The organism is Streptomyces sp. NPDC096152 (genome assembly GCF_044763235.1).
Lineage (GTDB): Bacteria > Actinomycetota > Actinomycetes > Streptomycetales > Streptomycetaceae > Streptomyces.
Genome location: NZ_JBIWFW010000005.1, coordinates 189,320 through 206,421, shown reverse-complemented (window position 1 = coordinate 206,421; position 17,102 = coordinate 189,320). Strand labels below are relative to the sequence as shown.

Annotated in this window: 16 protein-coding genes; 9 read left to right on the top strand and 7 right to left on the bottom strand. The window is 71.0% G+C overall.

Translation table 11 applies throughout. The features are described from left to right. Positions 1–3: 3 nt before the first annotated feature. On the top strand, positions 4–2,601 hold the full coding sequence (gene clpB, locus ACIQ9G_RS18650; RefSeq protein WP_403610476.1) for an ATP-dependent chaperone ClpB: 2,598 nt from the start codon (positions 4–6) through the stop codon (positions 2,599–2,601). A gap of 116 nt (positions 2,602–2,717) precedes the next feature. Here clpB and ACIQ9G_RS18645 read toward each other — a convergent pair whose 3' ends face one another. Next, positions 2,718–3,233 (bottom strand): hypothetical protein, encoded by a 516-nt coding sequence (locus tag ACIQ9G_RS18645; RefSeq protein ID WP_403610474.1) that lies wholly within the window; start codon positions 3,231–3,233, stop codon positions 2,718–2,720. Positions 3,234–3,369: 136 nt separating this feature from the next. Between ACIQ9G_RS18645 and ACIQ9G_RS18640 the strand changes: the two genes are divergently transcribed. Beyond that, positions 3,370–3,906 carry a YbjN domain-containing protein gene (locus ACIQ9G_RS18640; protein ID WP_403610472.1) on the top strand — a complete coding sequence of 179 codons (537 nt, stop codon included), beginning with the start codon at positions 3,370–3,372 and terminating at the stop codon, positions 3,904–3,906. Between the two features lie 215 nt (positions 3,907–4,121). Here the strand turns inward: ACIQ9G_RS18640 and ACIQ9G_RS18635 are convergent, their stop codons facing one another. Continuing rightward, positions 4,122–5,192, bottom strand: coding sequence for a zinc-binding dehydrogenase (locus ACIQ9G_RS18635; RefSeq protein ID WP_403610469.1), 1,071 nt, complete (start codon positions 5,190–5,192; stop codon positions 4,122–4,124). A gap of 197 nt (positions 5,193–5,389) precedes the next feature. Between ACIQ9G_RS18635 and ACIQ9G_RS18630 the strand changes: the two genes are divergently transcribed. After that, a complete protein-coding gene (locus ACIQ9G_RS18630) occupies positions 5,390–5,842 on the top strand; it encodes a hypothetical protein (RefSeq protein ID WP_403610467.1) in 453 nt (150 codons plus the stop codon). On the opposite strand, the gene ACIQ9G_RS18625 is transcribed toward ACIQ9G_RS18630, so the two are convergent. Further along, the gene (locus ACIQ9G_RS18625; protein ID WP_403611278.1) at positions 5,823–6,302 is read right to left on the bottom strand and encodes an ATP-binding protein; all 480 of its coding nucleotides are present in this window, start codon (positions 6,300–6,302) and stop codon (positions 5,823–5,825) included. The two genes, ACIQ9G_RS18630 and ACIQ9G_RS18625, sit on opposite strands and share 20 nt — an antisense overlap. A gap of 208 nt (positions 6,303–6,510) precedes the next feature. Here ACIQ9G_RS18625 and ACIQ9G_RS18620 point away from each other — a divergent pair, with 208 nt between their 5' ends. From ACIQ9G_RS18620 to ACIQ9G_RS18605, 4 genes are all read left to right on the top strand, one after another. Then, positions 6,511–7,431 carry a Scr1 family TA system antitoxin-like transcriptional regulator gene (locus ACIQ9G_RS18620; protein ID WP_403611275.1) on the top strand — a complete coding sequence of 307 codons (921 nt, stop codon included), beginning with the start codon at positions 6,511–6,513 and terminating at the stop codon, positions 7,429–7,431. Next, positions 7,382–7,525, top strand: coding sequence for a DUF397 domain-containing protein (locus tag ACIQ9G_RS18615; protein WP_403610464.1), 144 nt, complete (start codon positions 7,382–7,384; stop codon positions 7,523–7,525). Before ACIQ9G_RS18620 ends, ACIQ9G_RS18615 begins: the two co-directional genes overlap by 50 nt. A gap of 271 nt (positions 7,526–7,796) precedes the next feature. After that, a complete protein-coding gene (locus ACIQ9G_RS18610; RefSeq protein ID WP_403610461.1) occupies positions 7,797–8,687 on the top strand; it encodes a hypothetical protein in 891 nt (296 codons plus the stop codon). A gap of 12 nt (positions 8,688–8,699) precedes the next feature. Further along, positions 8,700–8,861, top strand: a complete 162-nt coding sequence (locus ACIQ9G_RS18605) for a hypothetical protein (RefSeq protein ID WP_403610459.1) — start codon at positions 8,700–8,702, stop codon at positions 8,859–8,861. Positions 8,862–8,907: 46 nt separating this feature from the next. On the opposite strand, the gene ACIQ9G_RS18600 is transcribed toward ACIQ9G_RS18605, so the two are convergent. From ACIQ9G_RS18600 to ACIQ9G_RS18585, 4 genes are all read right to left on the bottom strand, one after another. After that, positions 8,908–9,651 carry a hypothetical protein gene (locus tag ACIQ9G_RS18600; protein ID WP_403610456.1) on the bottom strand — a complete coding sequence of 248 codons (744 nt, stop codon included), beginning with the start codon at positions 9,649–9,651 and terminating at the stop codon, positions 8,908–8,910. A 353-nt stretch (positions 9,652–10,004) separates the two neighbouring features. Next, positions 10,005–10,457, bottom strand: coding sequence for a hypothetical protein (locus ACIQ9G_RS18595; RefSeq protein ID WP_403610453.1), 453 nt, complete (start codon positions 10,455–10,457; stop codon positions 10,005–10,007). A gap of 403 nt (positions 10,458–10,860) precedes the next feature. Further along, positions 10,861–12,099: a pyridoxal phosphate-dependent aminotransferase gene (locus ACIQ9G_RS18590; RefSeq protein WP_403610451.1), complete on the bottom strand. Its 1,239-nt coding sequence runs from the start codon at positions 12,097–12,099 to the stop codon at positions 10,861–10,863. Positions 12,100–13,039: 940 nt separating this feature from the next. Next, positions 13,040–13,393: a hypothetical protein gene (locus ACIQ9G_RS18585; RefSeq protein ID WP_403610449.1), complete on the bottom strand. Its 354-nt coding sequence runs from the start codon at positions 13,391–13,393 to the stop codon at positions 13,040–13,042. 1,441 nt (positions 13,394–14,834) lie between these two features. Between ACIQ9G_RS18585 and ACIQ9G_RS18580 the strand changes: the two genes are divergently transcribed. After that, positions 14,835–15,362, top strand: a complete 528-nt coding sequence (locus ACIQ9G_RS18580; protein WP_403610446.1) for a DUF2617 family protein — start codon at positions 14,835–14,837, stop codon at positions 15,360–15,362. 88 nt (positions 15,363–15,450) lie between these two features. Next, positions 15,451–17,091 carry a polyamine aminopropyltransferase gene (locus ACIQ9G_RS18575; RefSeq protein WP_403610444.1) on the top strand — a complete coding sequence of 547 codons (1,641 nt, stop codon included), beginning with the start codon at positions 15,451–15,453 and terminating at the stop codon, positions 17,089–17,091. Positions 17,092–17,102: the final 11 nt, after the last annotated feature.

Here is a 17,102-nt window from a genome sequence, read left to right as displayed (position 1 = left end):
ACCGTGGACGCCGAGCTGACCAACAGGAGCCGGGACGCGATCAACGCGGCCAGCAACCGGGCCGTGTCCGAGGGACACCCGGACCTCACCCCCGCCCACCTGCTCCTCGCGCTGCTCGAGGGGCAGGACAACGAGAACATCATCGACCTGCTGTCCGCCGTGGACGCCGACCAGGCGTCCGTCCGCTCCGGGACCGAGCGCGTGCTCGCCGGACTGCCCAGTGTGACCGGGTCCACCGTCGCGCCGCCGCAGCCCAACCGCGAGCTGCTCTCCGCGATCGCGGACGCGCAGAGCCGGGCCCGGGACCTCGGAGACGAGTACCTGTCCACCGAGCATCTGCTCATGGGCATCGCCGCCAAGGGCGGCGCGGCCGGCGAGGTGCTGTCCGGGCAGGGGGCCGGTGCGAAGAAACTGCAAGAGGCTTTCCAGAAGGCGAGGGGAGGGCGCCGGGTGACCACACCCGACCCCGAGGGCCAGTACAAGGCCCTGGAGAAGTTCGGCACCGACTTCACCGCCGCGGCGCGTGAGGGCAGGCTGGACCCGGTCATCGGCCGGGACCAGGAGATCCGCCGCGTCGTGCAGGTGCTGTCCCGCCGCACCAAGAACAACCCGGTCCTCATCGGTGAGCCCGGCGTCGGCAAGACCGCCGTCGTCGAGGGCCTCGCCCAGCGGATCGTCAAGGGCGACGTGCCCGAGTCCCTGAAGGACAAGCGACTGGTCGCGCTCGACCTCGGCGCCATGGTCGCCGGGGCGAAGTACCGCGGCGAGTTCGAGGAGCGCCTGAAGACGGTCCTGGCGGAGATCAAGGACTCCGACGGGCAGATCATCACCTTCATCGACGAGCTGCACACCGTCGTCGGCGCGGGTGCCGGCGGCGACTCCGCGATGGACGCGGGCAACATGCTCAAGCCGATGCTGGCCCGCGGCGAGCTGCGCATGGTCGGCGCCACGACCCTGGACGAGTACCGCGAGCGGATCGAGAAGGACCCGGCACTGGAGCGGCGCTTCCAGCAGGTGCTGGTCTCCGAGCCGACCGTCGAGGACACCATCGCGATCCTGCGCGGCCTCAAGGGACGCTACGAGGCCCACCACAAGGTGCAGATCGCGGACAGCGCGCTGGTGGCGGCGGCCACCCTGTCCGACCGGTACATCACCTCCCGCTTCCTGCCCGACAAGGCCATCGACCTGGTCGACGAGTCCGCCTCCCGGCTGCGCATGGAGATCGACTCCTCCCCGGTCGAGATCGACGAACTCCAGCGCGCCGTCGACCGGTTGCGCATGGAGGAGCTGGCGATCGGCAAGGAGACCGACCAGGCCTCCAAGGAGCGGCTGGAGAAGCTGCGCCGCGACCTCGCCGACAAGGAGGAGGAGCTGCGGGGCCTGACCGCCCGCTGGGAGAAGGAGAAGCAGTCCCTCAACCGCGTCGGTGAGCTGAAGGAGAAGCTCGACGACCTGCGCGGCCAGGCCGAACGCGCCCAGCGCGACGGCGACTTCGACACCGCGTCCAAGCTGCTGTACGGGGAGATCCCCGGCCTGGAGAAGGAACTGGAGGCCGCCTCGGAGGCCGAGGAGGAGGCCGCCAAGGACACCATGGTCAAGGAGGAGGTCGGCCCCGACGACATCGCGGACGTCGTGGCCTCCTGGACCGGCATCCCGGCCGGCCGCCTGCTGGAGGGCGAGACGCAGAAGCTGCTGCGCATGGAGGAGGAGATCGGCAAGCGGCTCATCGGCCAGGGCGAGGCCGTCCGGGCCGTCTCGGACGCCGTCCGCCGCAGCCGCGCGGGCATCGCCGACCCGGACCGCCCGACCGGCTCGTTCCTCTTCCTCGGCCCGACCGGAGTCGGCAAGACCGAACTGGCCAAGGCACTGGCCGACTTCCTCTTCGACGACGAGCGGGCCATGGTCCGCATCGACATGTCGGAGTACGGCGAGAAGCACAGCGTCGCCCGTCTGGTCGGCGCCCCGCCCGGATACGTCGGCTACGAGGAGGGCGGCCAGCTCACCGAGGCCGTGCGCCGCCGCCCGTACAGCGTGGTCCTGCTGGACGAGGTGGAGAAGGCCCACCCCGAGGTCTTCGACATCCTCCTCCAGGTGCTGGACGACGGCCGCCTGACGGACGGCCAGGGCCGCACCGTCGACTTCCGCAACACCATCCTGATCCTCACCTCCAACCTGGGCAGCCAGTTCCTGGTCGACCCGATCGCCGGCGAGGAGGAGAAGAAGGAGCAGGTCCTGGAGGTCGTGCGGGTCTCCTTCAAGCCGGAGTTCCTCAACCGGCTGGACGACCTGGTGGTCTTCTCCGCGCTGACGAAGGCCGAACTGGAGCGGATCGCACAGCTCCAGATCGACCGCCTCGCCAAGCGCCTGGCCGAGCGGCGCCTGGCCCTGGAGATCACTCCGCAGGCCCTGGCCTGGCTCGCGGAGGAGGGCCTGGACCCGGCCTACGGCGCCCGGCCGCTGCGCCGCCTGGTGCAGACCGCCATCGGCGACCGGCTCGCCCGGGAGATCCTCTCCGGAGAGATCAAGGACGGCGACACCGTCCGCGTCGACCGCTTCGAGGACGGCCTCCTGGTCGGGCCGGCGACGGGGAAGACGCTGTGACCCAGGCCCGGTCCGCGGCGTCTCCCCGCCTCCTTCCGGCCCCGTGCGCGGCCCGTCACCCAGGCAGAGGGTGACGGGCCGCCGCCCCTCCCCCGGTGGGCGCTCGGCCGGCCGGGTCACACCGTGAACGCCGCGAAGTGGACCAGTGCGGTGTCGGGGTTCTCGTACTCCACCTCGATTTGCACGGCGTCGACGTGCACGGTCGCAGGGAGGCCCCGGGTGTGGCTCAGGTCCAGACACAGCTCCGCGTCGTCCTCGCAGAGGTCGGACTCGGGTGCGGGGGCCTCCGGGTAGGTGAGGCGAAGCCACTCCGCGACGCCGGCTCGCGGCATCCGGAAGGTCGCCAGGTAGGAGACGTCCTGCCAGCTCCGCTCCACACACGCACCGACCGGCTGGGCGCCCTCCGGAAGCACTGCCCCGCCGGACTTCAGCACCTCGGCGCACGGGACGGCCTTGGGCCCGCCGCCGAGTGGGTACTCGGAATCGGACAGGGCCATGCCCACGAAGACGACCAGGAAGGGGAGCAGGGCCAGCGCCGGCAGCGCCGCGACCGCCGCCACCAGCCACCATCTGGTCCGGCCCCGCGACGCCCCCGCGGTGCCGTCCGGCACCGGCGCTCCGCTCCGCGTCATGACCCCACCTCCAACGCCAGACGTTCACCCGTCGGCCGGATCATGTCAGCCCAGGGCTGACAGGCCGCCGACAGGCTTGCCACCCCCCTCCCCGGATGGGAGAGGATGGCGGAATCCGTACGAAGGGAAAAACACGGTGACCATCGACCCGTCCTCGATTCCGAACTTCGGGGGCCAGCCCGAGCCGCAGCCGCAAGGACCGGCGGGCCCCGTCGTCCCGGATCAGGACCTCGTGAAGCAGCTCCTCGACCAGATGGAGCTGAAGTACGTCGTCGACGACGAGGGCGACCTCGCGGCGCCGTGGGAGCAGTTCCGCACGTACTTCATGTTCCGGGGCGAGGCCGACCAGCAGGTCTTCTCGGTGCGGACCTTCTACGACCGGCCCCACAAGATCGACGAGAAGCCGCAGCTGCTCGAGTCCATCGACGACTGGAACCGGCGCACCCTGTGGCCCAAGGTCTACACCCACACCCATGACGACGGCACCGTCCGCCTCATCGGCGAGGCGCAGATGCTGATCGGCATGGGCGTGAGCCTGGAGCACTTCGTGTCCTCCACCGTCAGCTGGGTGCGGGCCGCGATCGAGTTCGACAAGTGGCTCGTCGAGCAGCTCGGCCTGGAGGAGGAGGTCAACGACTCCGACCAGCCCGGAGAGGGAGACGGCGAGGAGTAGTCCTCCCCGGACCACCGGACACGCGCTGAGCGAGCGAGAGCCCGGCCAGGGCGCAGGCCCGTCACGGCCGTGCGCCGGGGCCGGGCTCTCCTCGTGCTCTCGCCTTGCGCGGACCAGCGCGCCCACGGGTCCTGCGCGGACCAGCGCGCCCTTGTGCCGTACGGCTCACCCCGAGCCCCTACGCCGTACAGGCGGTCCGGGGGACGCCGTACGGGTTAACCTGCGCCGCCGCCCGGCGGCTGTGGCGTGACGACGATGCGGACCGGGTCGCCTTCCTTCGTCCGCATCCGCTCCACGCCGAGGCCGACGTCCTCCAGGGGCAGGAGGCCGGAGACCGAGCGGGACAGGTCGAGGCGGCCGGCGGCCAGCAGGCGCATGAGCTGGGTGAGGTGGCGCCGGGTGTAGCCGTCGTGTCCGAGGACGGCGTGGTTGTTGTAGCCGAACATGATGGTGTTCTCGCTGAGGCGGACCGGCTCCTGCGACATGCCGATCACGACGGTCCGCCCGTACCGGCCGAGGCAGGAGACCGTCTGGTCGAGCGCGCGGCCGGCCCCCGACAGCTCGGCCGCCAGGTCCAGCCCGTCGCCGCCGGTGAGCCGCAGCACCTCTTCGCGGACGTCCGCGGTGGCCGGGTTCACGGCGTGGTCGGCCCCGACCTCCAGGGCCCGTTCGCAGGCGGCGTCGAGGGTGTCCACGGCGACGACCAGGCTCGCTCCGGCGAGGCGGGCGATCTGCACGGCGTGCACACCGAGGCCGCCGACCCCCCATACGCCGACGGTCTCGCCCGGGTGCAGCCCACCGCGGTCGACCAGCGCCGAGTAGGGCGTGGCCACCGCGTCGGCGCAGATCGCCGCCTGCTCGATCGGCACGTCGTCGGGCACGTTCACCAGCGTGGCGTACGGGACGATGACGTACTCCGCCCAGGCGCCGTCCCAGTGCTGCCCCATGGTCTGGGGGGCTGGACAGGCCAGCGCATCTCCACAGTGGGGGCAGGCCCCGCAGGACCTGCCCGGCGCGATGACCACCCGCCGGCCCGGCTGCCAGTACGGCACCTCGGAGCCCACCGCGGCGACGGTGCCCGCCGGCTCGTGGCCCGGGGTGACCCGCTCCAGAGGGCAGGGCAGGATGCCGTCGATCATGTGCACGTCGGACAGGCAGATGCCGCACGCCTCGACGCGCACCAGCACCTCGCTCGGCCCGGGCCGGGGCACCGGCACGTCCTTCTCCACGGTCAACCGGCCGTCGGCCCGCTCGAAACGGGCCGCTCGCATGGTCTCCGCCGCCATCGGCTCGCCTCCTCCGACCCACCGGTCAGGAGCAGTTGACGGGTACGTACGTCCGTCCCGTGACCGCAGCCTTCCTCAGCGTAAGCCGGGGGCCGGGCCGCCGCGAGCCGGTGGCGGCCCGGCCCCCGGCGGCCCGGGTTGCTGCGCGTCCGCCGCCCCCGGAGAATCGACGTACCGCCGGAAGGCAGGAGGCCGCCGTGAGAAAAAGGCTTCTGAGCACGACAGTTGCGGGCGCCGCGGCGGGTGTCCTGGCACTGGGGGCGTGCTCCGGCAACCCGGAACCGGCGCCGACGACGCAGCCCCCGACCACCACGGCCACGACCCCGGCGAGCCCCACGAGTCCCGCGTCGCCGAGCAGCCCCGCCGCGACACCGTCCGCCACCGCCTCCGGCCCGGTACCCGCCTATCCGGGCGCCACGGTGACCACCCACACCGACGGGTTCACGCTGCTGCACTCCGACGACTCCGTCCGCAAGGTGGGTGCCTTCTACGTGGACACCCTCGCCCGGGAGGGATGGCGGACGATCTCCAAGTACCAGGGCGAGTTCAGCGTCAACGTCGTCGCCCAGCGCGCCGACGAGGGAGTGACCGTCCAGGTCAGCCCCACCGGGTCGGGCACCTCGATCTCCATCACCACGTATCCGCGATAGCGCCTGCCGCCGGGTCGAGAGACGCGATGGGCGGCACATCGGGGGACGAGTCCAGGGGCACCTCATCGAGGGACACCTCCGCCCACACCGTCTTGCCCACGGGCTGACGCGGGGCCCAACCCCAGCGCGCTGCGAGGAAGTCCACCAGGAGCAGCCCCCGGCCCGACTCGCCCTCGGGGCACGCGGCGGGCGGGGCGGCGGGCGGCCGCTTCCGCGCGGCCGCGTCCGCGACCTCGACGCGGACCAGCCCCGCTGTGGTGTCGAGAGCGAGCCGCAGACCGAAGCCGCGCCCCGGAACCCGGCCGTGCCGCACGGCGTTCGCCGCGAGTTCGCCGACGACGAGCGCGACCGCGCACGACACGTCCGAAACCGGCGGGTACCCCCATTCCTCCATGCGCCGCACGGCGAGGCGCCGGGCGAGCCGCGCGCCTCGCGGCGAAGCGGCGAACTGCGCGGCCATCACGCCCGAGCTGGTCGTTTCTGTCGGCACGGCGTGTCCGTCCTTGTCTGGCGAGCCCTGGCACGTCTCGCCCTGTGCGCGAGACGTCACGTTCCGTACCCAAGGGTCGCCGGGCGCCCCTACGCTCGGAAGACGGCGCAGCCTTACCTCTCAGCTCGTAAGGAACGGAAGTAACGCCTTGGCCAACGGAATTGACCCCAGCGCCTCCATGGCGGCCCTCTTCGGCTCACGGGTCCGCAGACTCCGCACGGCCGCCGGCCTGACCCAGGCCGAACTCGGCAGGAAGACACATGTCGTGAGCACCCGCATCACCCAGATCGAACGCGCCTCCGGAGCGAAACCGACGCTGGAACTCGCCCGTGCCCTGGACGCCGCCCTCGGCGCGGACAACCTGCTGGTGGAGCTGTGGCCGTACGTGTACCGGGAGGCGTTTCCGGACTGGTCGCGGGCGTTCATCGAACTCTCGGAGCGGGCGGAGTCCATCAACCAGTACGCGGCACACGTGGTCCCGGGCTTGTTGCAGACCGAGGCGTACGCACGGGCGGTCCTGAGCCTCGACGTACTCCTGTGCAATGAACAGCAGTTGGAGGAGCGCGTGGAAGCCCGGTTGGGTCGGCAGGAGCGACTTCGCTCGCCGGACCGACCGCACCTGTGGGTCGTTCTGGACGAGGCGGTGCTGAGGCGTCCGGTCGGTGGCCGTGCCGTGATGCGGGAGCAGTTGGCGCGGCTGCTGGATGCCGCCAACGGACACCACATCCGTTTGCAGGTACTCCCGTTCGACCAGGGCGGACATGAGGCGATGGGCGGGTCGCTGACGATCCTGACCCTCCCGGACGGCTCGGTGGCGGCCTACACGGAAGGCGCGGACTACGGCCGGCTCATCGAGGAAACTGCCGACGTCACCCGCTACAAGGCGATTTACGATCGGCTGCGGGCGGCAGCTCTGCCCCCGTTCATGTCACTCGACATGATTCGGTCCGCGATGGAGGGCAACTACCGTGGCGCGAATGTCCCGTCCAGATCTGAACGGCGCCGAGTGGCGCAAGAGCAGTTACAGCAATCAGGCGGGAGGCGACTGCGTGGAAGTGGCGGTGGCGACCGGAACCCCCGGCATCGTCCCCGTCCGTGACAGCAAGGCCCCACACGGTCCCGCTCTGTTCTTCGAGGCCGACTCCTGGACGGCTTTCATAGGCGAGTTGAAGACCGGCCGGCACCGCGCCTGAGTCCGCCGGGTCTCGGGCACGGCCCGCTTCCCGGGTGCGCCGGACCCTCGTCCACGAGGGCCCGGCGCGCCGCTGACCTCCGCAAAGAACCGGGTACAGAACCACCCGCCCACCCACCCTCCCGCCCCGTTCACCCGTCCGAGTGACCGGCTTGCAGGCGCGGGATACGGGCCGTTACGTTCACCGCGACAACCGCAGACAGATACGGCCCCCGGCCGGGACGGCAATCCCGATCGAGGGCCTGACCGATCAGGAAGTACCGACCTTCCCAATGGCTGACTCGCAGTCTAACGCGCGCCTGCGCGCCGACGCCGGAGTACCGACTTCCGGCGTGATCCACGTACGCACCCGCCTCACGGCCGACTTCACCGTGATCTCCAACGCCCTCGCCCAGCGGCGCGGCAGCGCGGTCACGGTCGGCGTGGCGGCGTACATCCTCTCCCTGCCGGACGGCTCCCCGGTGAGCATCGCCGCCCTGTGCGAGCACTTCACGGAGGGCGAGATCCTGATCTCGCGAGCGCTCAGGGAGCTGGAGGTGGCCGGATACCTGGAGCGCCGCCGCGAACGCCTGCCCGCGGGGCAGATCCGTACCCGGACCTACTTCTACGACACACCCGGCGGCTCCCCGGAGGGCCCTCCCGGGCCCCCGAGGCCACCCCGCCCCAGGAAGCAGCCCGCCCCCTCCGTTCCCGCGCCCAGGTCCGCATCCGCGACCGCGCAGGAAACGGAGCACGCACCCGCGGAGTCCGGGCCGGATACCGCACTCCCCCTCTCCGACGCCGACCTCCCCGACGCCGACCTGGAGGCCGTCGCCGTACTGGCGGCCCTGCGCCGGGTCGACCCGCGTCTGATCCTCTCCGGGCGGGAGGCCGCGCGACTGGCACCTGCCGTCACCCAGTGGCTGGCGGCAGGCGTCCAGGCACCACAGATCACCGAACTGCTGACCGCGAGCCTCCCGGACCGCCTCCGCGCCCGCCCGGCGAGCATCCTCGCCTTCCGCCTGCGCGGGACACCCCTGCCCGCCCCACCGGCACACCCCGTGGACCGGCCGGCCGTACCGCCCCTCCAGACCTGCGACGGCTGCGACCGCGCCTTCCGCGCTCCGTCCCCCGGACACTGCCGCGACTGCCGAGCGGGGGAGCGACTGCGTGCGGCGGTCTGAGCCGGTGGGCGGGTGAGCGGTCGGGCGTCGTGGGTCCCGCTCTCGAAAGACGGCAGCGCCGAGACGGTCGACCGGCTCGCGGCACGCCGGGACGCGATCCACCGGGCCGTCGAGAAGGGCGGTCCTGCGGCCTACGCCGTACGACGAGACCGCATCGAGCGCACCTGGCCGTGAGAGGCGGACAGCCCTGGGGGGTGGAGCCTCGGGCGCCGCCGCCGACTCACCCCTCAGGGGATCGCAGATCGTGACTCTGGAAGAAGTGCGCGTCGAGGCGACTCGTGGGGAAGGCGTACGTGCGGTCCGTGAGCATGCGGACGAGGAACTCGCCCAGCCCGCAGTCGTATCGCTCCCACTCGCCGAACTGGCCGACGTGAACAGGCCAGTTGTTCGGATCGGCCGTCCCGGTGTGCCAGACGAAGTCGAACTCCTGCTCAGACGACCCCCACCGCAGGAGCCCGTCCGCTGCCGGACAGCCCTCGCTCTTCGCCCAGTCCACGAGGTCCAGGCCCAGGGCCCCGGGGACGAGAAGGTCGACGTACTCGTCGAAGCCGCCCGGGCCGAAGAGGTCGACGATCTCTCTGTAGTCGCTCGGCAGCGAGGTGCCGAGCGCGGCCTCGACGGCGGGCCAGTCGACGGCCGGCCGCGGCACCGGCTCCCATCCGGTGAGGATGCGCAGCTTCTCGGCCCAGGAGGCGTCCTCGGGGAATTCGGTGAACGCGGGATCCTCGCGATGGGCGATCACCACGACCACGCGCTCCCGCTGCGAGGTGCGCACGCTGCCGCAACCGATCCAGTGGGACCGGTGGGCCCAGCCCCGCATCTCCCTCAGTTCGCTCCCGAACGGCTCGACGAGCGGCAGTCCGGTGCGCTCGGTGAGCGACGTATCGGTGAAACCGTCCGCGGCAAGGTTCCGTGGTCTGCCCGCCCACCGCCCGATCTCGGCAGTCAGCCCCGTCAGGCTCATGCCCTCCGGCGCATCGAGAATGACCGGCGCTCCGGCCGCAACACCCGCACCGGACGAGTCGATGACCTCCCGAACGGCGGCAACCACTTTCGAGTCCTCCACGGGACTCATGGAACAGCACGCCACTGACATCCCGGTGAAACACTCGGCAACAGACGCCAGACAGATGTCAGATCGTGCGGCCTGGGAACTCGGTGGCCCCCGGCACGTGGGGTCCGTACCATCGCGCCATGCGGACGCGGGGTTGGTGAAAATGTTTCACGTACAACGAAGCGGCCTCGCGACTCGAGCCGACGCGCGCCAAAAGCACGGAAACGGCCCGCCCAACGACGGGGCGGGCCGTGTTTTCGTGATCAGGCGGGGCCGTCCAGGCTGACGTAGCACGTGTAGTCGCTCTTGGGGTCGCTCTGCGGATTACCGTCGTATCCGCCTTCCCAGCCGCCACCGGACTCCGGGAAGCCCGTGTAGGCCTCCTTCTGGGTGCCACCGACCCAGAAGTGGGCTTCCCGGGTATTGTCGACGTCGGAGTCCAGCACGCATGAGAAGTTGTTCTTGCACCAGAACTTCCCGCTGGGTGATCCCGTGGATACGAACTCGACGTACCAGTAGTCGAAGTTCTCCGAGCCGATCCCGGTCTGGTAGTGCCTGAGGAAGGGTCCGGCGCTGTCCCCGTCCTTCAGCAGGTCGATCTTGTAAGTGTCGGACTCCACACCGCTCTTGGAGGTGCTGAACTTCAGGACGACGTTCTGAAGATCCGCACCCCACCTGTTGAAGAATCGTACATTGATGGTTCGATCGGTTGACATCCGAAAGCACCTCCTTGGCGAGGTTGGATGTAGCGGAGAGCCGCAAGAAGCCACCTGGTCCGGATTCGGATGGTGCACATCAAACTTATTTGCCCTGATGTGCTCCCGCAACTGGTGCGCGGAGCGCGGAGAGACCTTCACAGGTGAACGTCTGGGAAGCCTTGGACCGCAGGCAACAGCCGCTCCGCTCTTCCAGGCCTGCCCCGTGAGGCGTCCGTCCGGTCACAGGTCGACCTCGTAGTGGTCGCTCAGGCGGCTGGGCGTCCAACTCACGTTCCGTTCGCCTTTGTTGCCCATGAGCCGGACGCAAAGCCCCAATTGCGGATGACGCGGCGCCAGTCCTCCACCACGAATTCGTCGACGCGACTGTTCCGGGCTCAATGCCCCGGGAGCGATCCGGGGTTCAGGGCGCCAGACGCCGGAGGCGGTTGCTCGCCTCCTGAAGTACCTCGTCCTTCTTGCAGAAGGCGAAGCGGACCTGGGTGCGGCCCGCTTCGGGGTCGTCGTAGAAGACGGAGTTGGGGACGGCGACGACGCCGCAGCGGTCGGGGAGGGCGCGGCAGAAGGCGTAGGCGTCCTTCTCGCCGAAGGGGGCGATGTCGGTGGTGATGAAGTACGTGCCCTGCGGCTGGTAGACGGTGAAGCCGGCGGTGCGCAGGCCGTCGGCGAGGAGGTCGCGCTTGCGGCGGTGGTCGGCGCGGAAGCCGTCGAAGTAGGAGTCGGGCAGGGCCAGGGCCTCGGCGATCGCGTACTGGAACGGGCCCGAGGCCACGTACGTCAGGAACTGCTTCGCCGAGCGGACCGCCGCCACCAGTGCCGGAGCCGCCGTGATCCAGCCGACCTTCCAGCCGGTGAACGAGAACGTCTTGCCGGCCGAGCCGATCGTCACCGTCCGCTCGCGCATCCCGGGGAAGCACGCCAGCGGCAGATGCTCGGCGTCGTCGAAGACGAGGTGCTCGTACACCTCGTCGGTGACCACCAGCAGGTCCCGCTCGACGGCCAGCTCCGCGATCGCCGCCAGCTCCTCGCGGGTGAGGACCGTGCCGGTCGGGTTGTGCGGCGTGTTGACCAGCAGCATCCGGGTCCGGTCGGTCACCGCCGCGCGCAGTTCGTCGAGGTCCAGGCGGAACGCGGCGTCCCGGGCGCCCTCCTCGCGGTGCGGGCGCAGGGTGACCGGCACCCGCCTGCCGCCCGCCATCGCGATGCAGGCGGCGTAGGAGTCGTAGTACGGCTCCAGGGCGACGACCTCGTCCCCGGGCTCCAGCAGTGCCAGCAGCGAGGCCGCGATGGCCTCGGTGGCCCCCGCGGTCACCAGCACCTCCGTGTCCGGGTCGTACGACAGGCCGTACCGCCGCTGCTGGTGGGCGGCGATCGCGTTGCGCAGCTCGGGGACGCCCGGGCCCGGCGGGTACTGGTTGCCCCGTCCGTCCCGCAGGGCCCGCACGGCGGCCTCCCGGATCTCCTCGGGGCCGTCCGTGTCGGGGAAGCCCTGCCCGAGGTTGATCGAACCCGTCCGCACCGCCAGGGCGGACATCTCGGCGAAGATCGTCGTCCCGAACTCGGCGAGCCGCCGGTTCAGGAGCGGGCGTGCGCCGGCGGCGTCGGCGCCGGAGGGGCGTGCGGTGGAGGTCATGGCGGCCATCCTGCGTCGAAGCCCTGGAGTTCCTCAACCCTGCTTCACTGGCGGCCACCTGCCCCAGTACCCGCAGCACCTTCTCTGAGCAGGGGAAGAGCCGTTCGCCGACTGTCGTCGTCGGCCGTCCTCGGACGGCCCACGGAGGCACGGCGTGTCAGCCTCTGGGCCGGGCGCGGCGGAGCGTGTCGACGAGCGGGGCCGGGTAGGTACCTGACCCCGGCCGACGAGGACACGATGAGGGGACCCGGCATGACGGCCACGGCCCTGTTCTGTGGAGACATCGCCCTCGATGTGGCGTTGCGCGTTTTCCACCACCCTGACGCGGACCAGAAGACGCACGCGTTCGAGAACCTGGTGAGTGCCGGTGGAGTGGGAACTCGGCTGTCGCCTGTGCCCGATAGGGCGACGCCACGGCTCTGCTCGCCGTCGTGGGAGACGATGTGCTCGGCGCCTACGCGACGGAGTCCCTCGCCGCGAAGGGCGTCGACGTCATGGGAGTCACCACGACACCGGGCATGGCCGCGGTCTCCGTGTGCGCGCTCGCCGACGACGGGAAGAAGCGGCTCGTCCACACCTCGTCCGTGTCGCAATCTCTGCGACCTAGGTGCGCAGGCGCTCCAGCTGGCTTCTTGTTGCGCGGGAAGTGGGATACGACTACGCCGACACGGAGCTCTGGGGCTGCATACAACTTCGACCTGCGGAGATGCCGTGGCCACCTGTCAGCGCTGGTCGGCCTCGGACGGCCCGGGCCGTGGACGTCGCCGGGTCCGCACGTCTGCTCAACAGCCACTGGCCGGACCACCACCCGCCATCGGGCCGGCCGGTGGTGGTCCGTGGCGGCGGGAGGCCGCGCGTTCGGGGCGAGCGCGGCACCCGTCATGGCGGACCCGCGAGGGCGGGCGGCCCTACCGGACGACAGGTGCCCCACCCTTGCGGGCAATGAACGCTACTCTTCCTCACAGGCATCTTGGTCGAAGTTGGCCTTGTAGGCCGCACCATACGCCGCCTTGTAGGCGGCCTTGTACACGCTGTAATCCGAGGCGTCCGGGTAATTCTTCTTCTTTGCAGCGGGGTTGTAGGACCCCTGAGAATCGCAGTTCTCGCCGTCCTTCTTCCCGGCCTTGCCGCCGTCCGTCTTGCCCTGTTGCGCCGGGCTCTTGGCGTTCGGGGCCTGTGGGGCGGACGCCGCCGGTGCTTGGGTGGTGTCGGCTACCGCCTGCGTCATCAGCGCCGGTGAGAATCCCAGTGCTGCTGCGGCGAGGGGGCCCGCCACGACCACGGTGAATCGCTTCGCGCGCATAGCTATCCTCTTTCTTCGAGACGGCACACGCACATGGTGCCTCGACCTGGCCAGGACACATCCCGTGTGCGGTTACGGTCCAGGGAGCGGTGTATACGCCACGATGCGCTGGGCACCATGAGGGCGGATGAATTCCGGCTTCTGACGCCAAATTCTCTGCGTGCGGACCATTCTTGTACTTGTGGCGCCCCTGATTCGACCGTAGCGAGTGGCGTGCAACGTGTCCACTTAAGGCCTAACGCGCGCGATTGATGCTTCAACTGTCGTGAGAACACGGCGATGACCTGCACCCGCCGCCCACGGAATTGAAGCCCCAACTCCTCTTGGACTAAACCGCCGTGACGTACCAAAGGCCCAACTCTTCTCAAAAACGCGGACCTGAGGCGCGGGGCGGCAGAAAAACGCTCGAACACGGGCGTGGTTCCTGGCGTCCAGGTGGTGCGCGCCACTGTACGAACGACTGTGAGGTTCGGTCATGGCACTGCTCGGCGGCTTGACTCACCGAACGATTGACGCTTCGGGCCCGGCGGGCCAACGGCAAGTCCGACCCCGTGGGTCGTTCCCCCGGCCGGACCCTCTGAAGTTCCTCAAGTGTGCTTTGGCCGGTGTGGCGGCCGGGCATCCCCGGGTCACGCAACGAGCGAGGCGTCCACGGGGGCCGCTTCGGGGGACATCACGGGGAATCGGAAGGAGGGTGACGCCATGGCCATCGGCATCATCCTGACGGTGATGGCAGTGCTGTTCGTGGCGGTGCTGGTGTCCGGCCTGCGCCGGAACGGGCGCAGCCGGAACATCCGGCGGAACGCCCGGCGGAGCGGGATGCGCACACGGTCGTACAGCGGGAGCCGGGGAAGCAGCAGCGGGAGCAGCAGTGACGCCGGTGCCGTCGGCTGGTGGGCCGCTTCGGGGGACAGTGGCTCGTCGTCGTCCGGGGGGCACCACTCCGGCGGGCACCACGGCCACTCCTGCGGCAGCAGTCACTCCTGCGGTGGTCACTCCTCCTGCGGGGGAGCGTCCTCCTGTGGGGGCGGTTCGTCCTGCGGGGGCGGCGGCGGATGCGGCGGAGGCAGCTGACACGGGGGAGCGCACGGCTCGCGGGGCAGCCGGCCCCGCTCACGGGAATCGCACACCGACGGCGTCCGGCGGGAAACCTCTCCCGGCGGGCGCCCTGGCGTGCGGCCCGGTGTGTGCCCGCGTGCCCGGCGCCCTCGCTGGTTGAACAGTTGAGCTGTGGGGCCCTCTAGGGGATGGAAAGCCCCCGAAGTTGGGTAAAAACGCTGTGGCGAAACCGCCGTTCATGATTCCCTCTACTTCACCGACGCAGCCCCTCGGACGTCCCGCACCCCCCTCCCGAACTGGGCTGACCGGGCCGTCCCCCTGTGCCGACAGGGGTACGTCGGCCCCACACCTCCCTTTTCTTGCGTGCAAGCGGAGCCGACCCATGCTCACGACCCTGAACACCTCTTACACCGACACGCGCGCGGCCGACCTCGCCTGGGCCCTGGGGCGCGAACCGCTCCCTGCCCTGGCCACGCTGGACCTTGAACTCGCCGGTGCGAAAATGCAGTTGAGACTTCTCGGCGCGTCCCACCAGGTACTCCTGGAGGAGGCCCGGGGCCTTTGTTCGGAGACCGTGGCGTGCCTGCCGGGCTCGAGTACGCCCCTTCCGCTGGGCGTCGCCAAACGGGTCGGCGACTGGGAGTACGAGTTCGCGGCCCGCGTGGAAGTGCTGTCGCCCGGATCGTTCGCCGGCCGCGCCCAGGAACTGCTCGCCCTCGTCGCCGACCATCCCCAGGGCCTCGCCGGTGTCTTCCCCGGCAGCCCGCACGCGTTCACCGCGCTGCTCGCGCAGCGGCACGACGGCCAGGTGCACTGGCGCACCTGGCACGCGTACCCGCAGGACGGCCAGTTGGTGGCGACCCGGACGAAGGTGGGGGCGCGCAGATCGGCGCTGGCCGGGACCGGCTGAACCATTCAAACTCCCGTGCCCCATCCACCTCTTTTTCCACACGTGTGGGTGACGAAGCGCCCCATGGCCGTGACGTAACGTCGCAGTCGTGATCGAACCGCACGCCCCGGCCCCGCCCGGTACCGCACCACCCTGGGGCGGCCCCGCGAGACTCCCCGTCCGGCCGGGCACCGGCCGGTTCCTCGTCCTCGCGGGCGTCTTCGTCTGCGCGGCCTGCGGTTTGGTGTACGAGCTGGAACTGGTCGCACTCGCCTCCTACTTGATGGGCGACTCGGTCACCCAGGCGTCCGTCGTGCTGTCCGTCATGGTGTTCGCGATGGGCATCGGCTCGCTCGCCGCGAAGCGTCTGCGGCGCCATGCCGCCATCGGGTTCGGGGTGATCGAGGCGGCACTCGCCCTCGTCGGCGGATGCAGCGCCATGGCGTTGTACGCCGTCTTCGCCTGGACCGGCGCCTGGGGCGGGCTGTGGGCGAACGGTCCGCGCTGTCTGCTGGTCGCCTTCTCGCTCGCCATAGGCCTGCTGATCGGCGCCGAGGTGCCGCTGCTGATGGAGCTGATCCAGCGGATCCGGCGCCAGGACGCGGGCGGCGCGGTCGCCGACCTGTTCGCCGCGGACTACGTCGGCGCGCTCGTCGGCGGCCTCGCCTTTCCCTTCCTGCTGCTGCCGATGCTGGGCCAGTTGACCGGCGCGCTCCTCACCGGCGCGGTCAACGTGGTGGCGGGCGGCGCTCTCGTCCTCGGCCTGTTCCGCCGGGATCTGAGCCCGCGCGGGCGCTGGCTGCTGCTGGCCGCCAACCTCGCCGTGCTCGGCCTGCTCGCCTCGGCCGCCGCCCTGGTCGGCGACTTCGAACGGGCCGCGCGGCAGGCCGTGTACGGCACGGACGTCCGGGTGGCGCTGCAGACGGGCGTGCAGGAGGTGGTCCTCGCCGGGGGCGCCCGGGGCCGGCCCCTGGACCTCTATCTCGACGGGCGGCTGCGGGTCGGCGGCAGCGACGAGCGCCGCTACCACGAGGCGCTCGTGCACCCGGCGATGGCCGGACCGCACGCGCGTGTGCTGATCCTCGGCGGCGGCGACGGCCTCGCCGCGCGCGAGGTGCTCCGGCATCCCGGCGTCGACCGGGTGGACATCGTCGAACTCGACCCGGGCGTCGTCCGTCTGGCCCGCAGCGACCCGTCCCTCGCCCGGCTGAACGGGCACGCGTACCGCGACCGGCGTGTGCACGTCACCACGGCCGACGCCTTCGGCTGGCTGCGCGGGGCCCCGGCCGCCGGGTACGACGTGGTCATCGCGGACCTGCCCGACCCGGGCATCACCGCGAGCACGAAGCTGTACGCGCAGGAGTTCTACGGCCTGGCTCGGCGGGCCCTGGCCGCCGACGGGCGGCTCGTGGTGCACGCCGGTCCGGTCTCCTCCCGCCCGCGGGTCTTCTGGACGGTGGAGGCGACGATCCGGGCGGCCGGCCTGCGCACCGCTCCGTACCGCGTCGGCGGCCGGGACGCCGGGTTCGCCGCCGGACCCGACCGGACGGCCGGAGCCTCCCGGTCGCCCGGCGACTGGGGGTTCGTGCTGGCGGCGCGGACGACCCCCGCGCTGCGTCTGGACCCGAGCGCCCCGCGCCCGCGGACGCTCACCCCGGCCGGGCTCGCAGTGGACTTCCGCGCCGCGGCCCGCACACGTGTACGCCATCTGCCGCCGTCCACGCTGGTCCACCCGCGATACACGGACTGAGGGACCCGCCC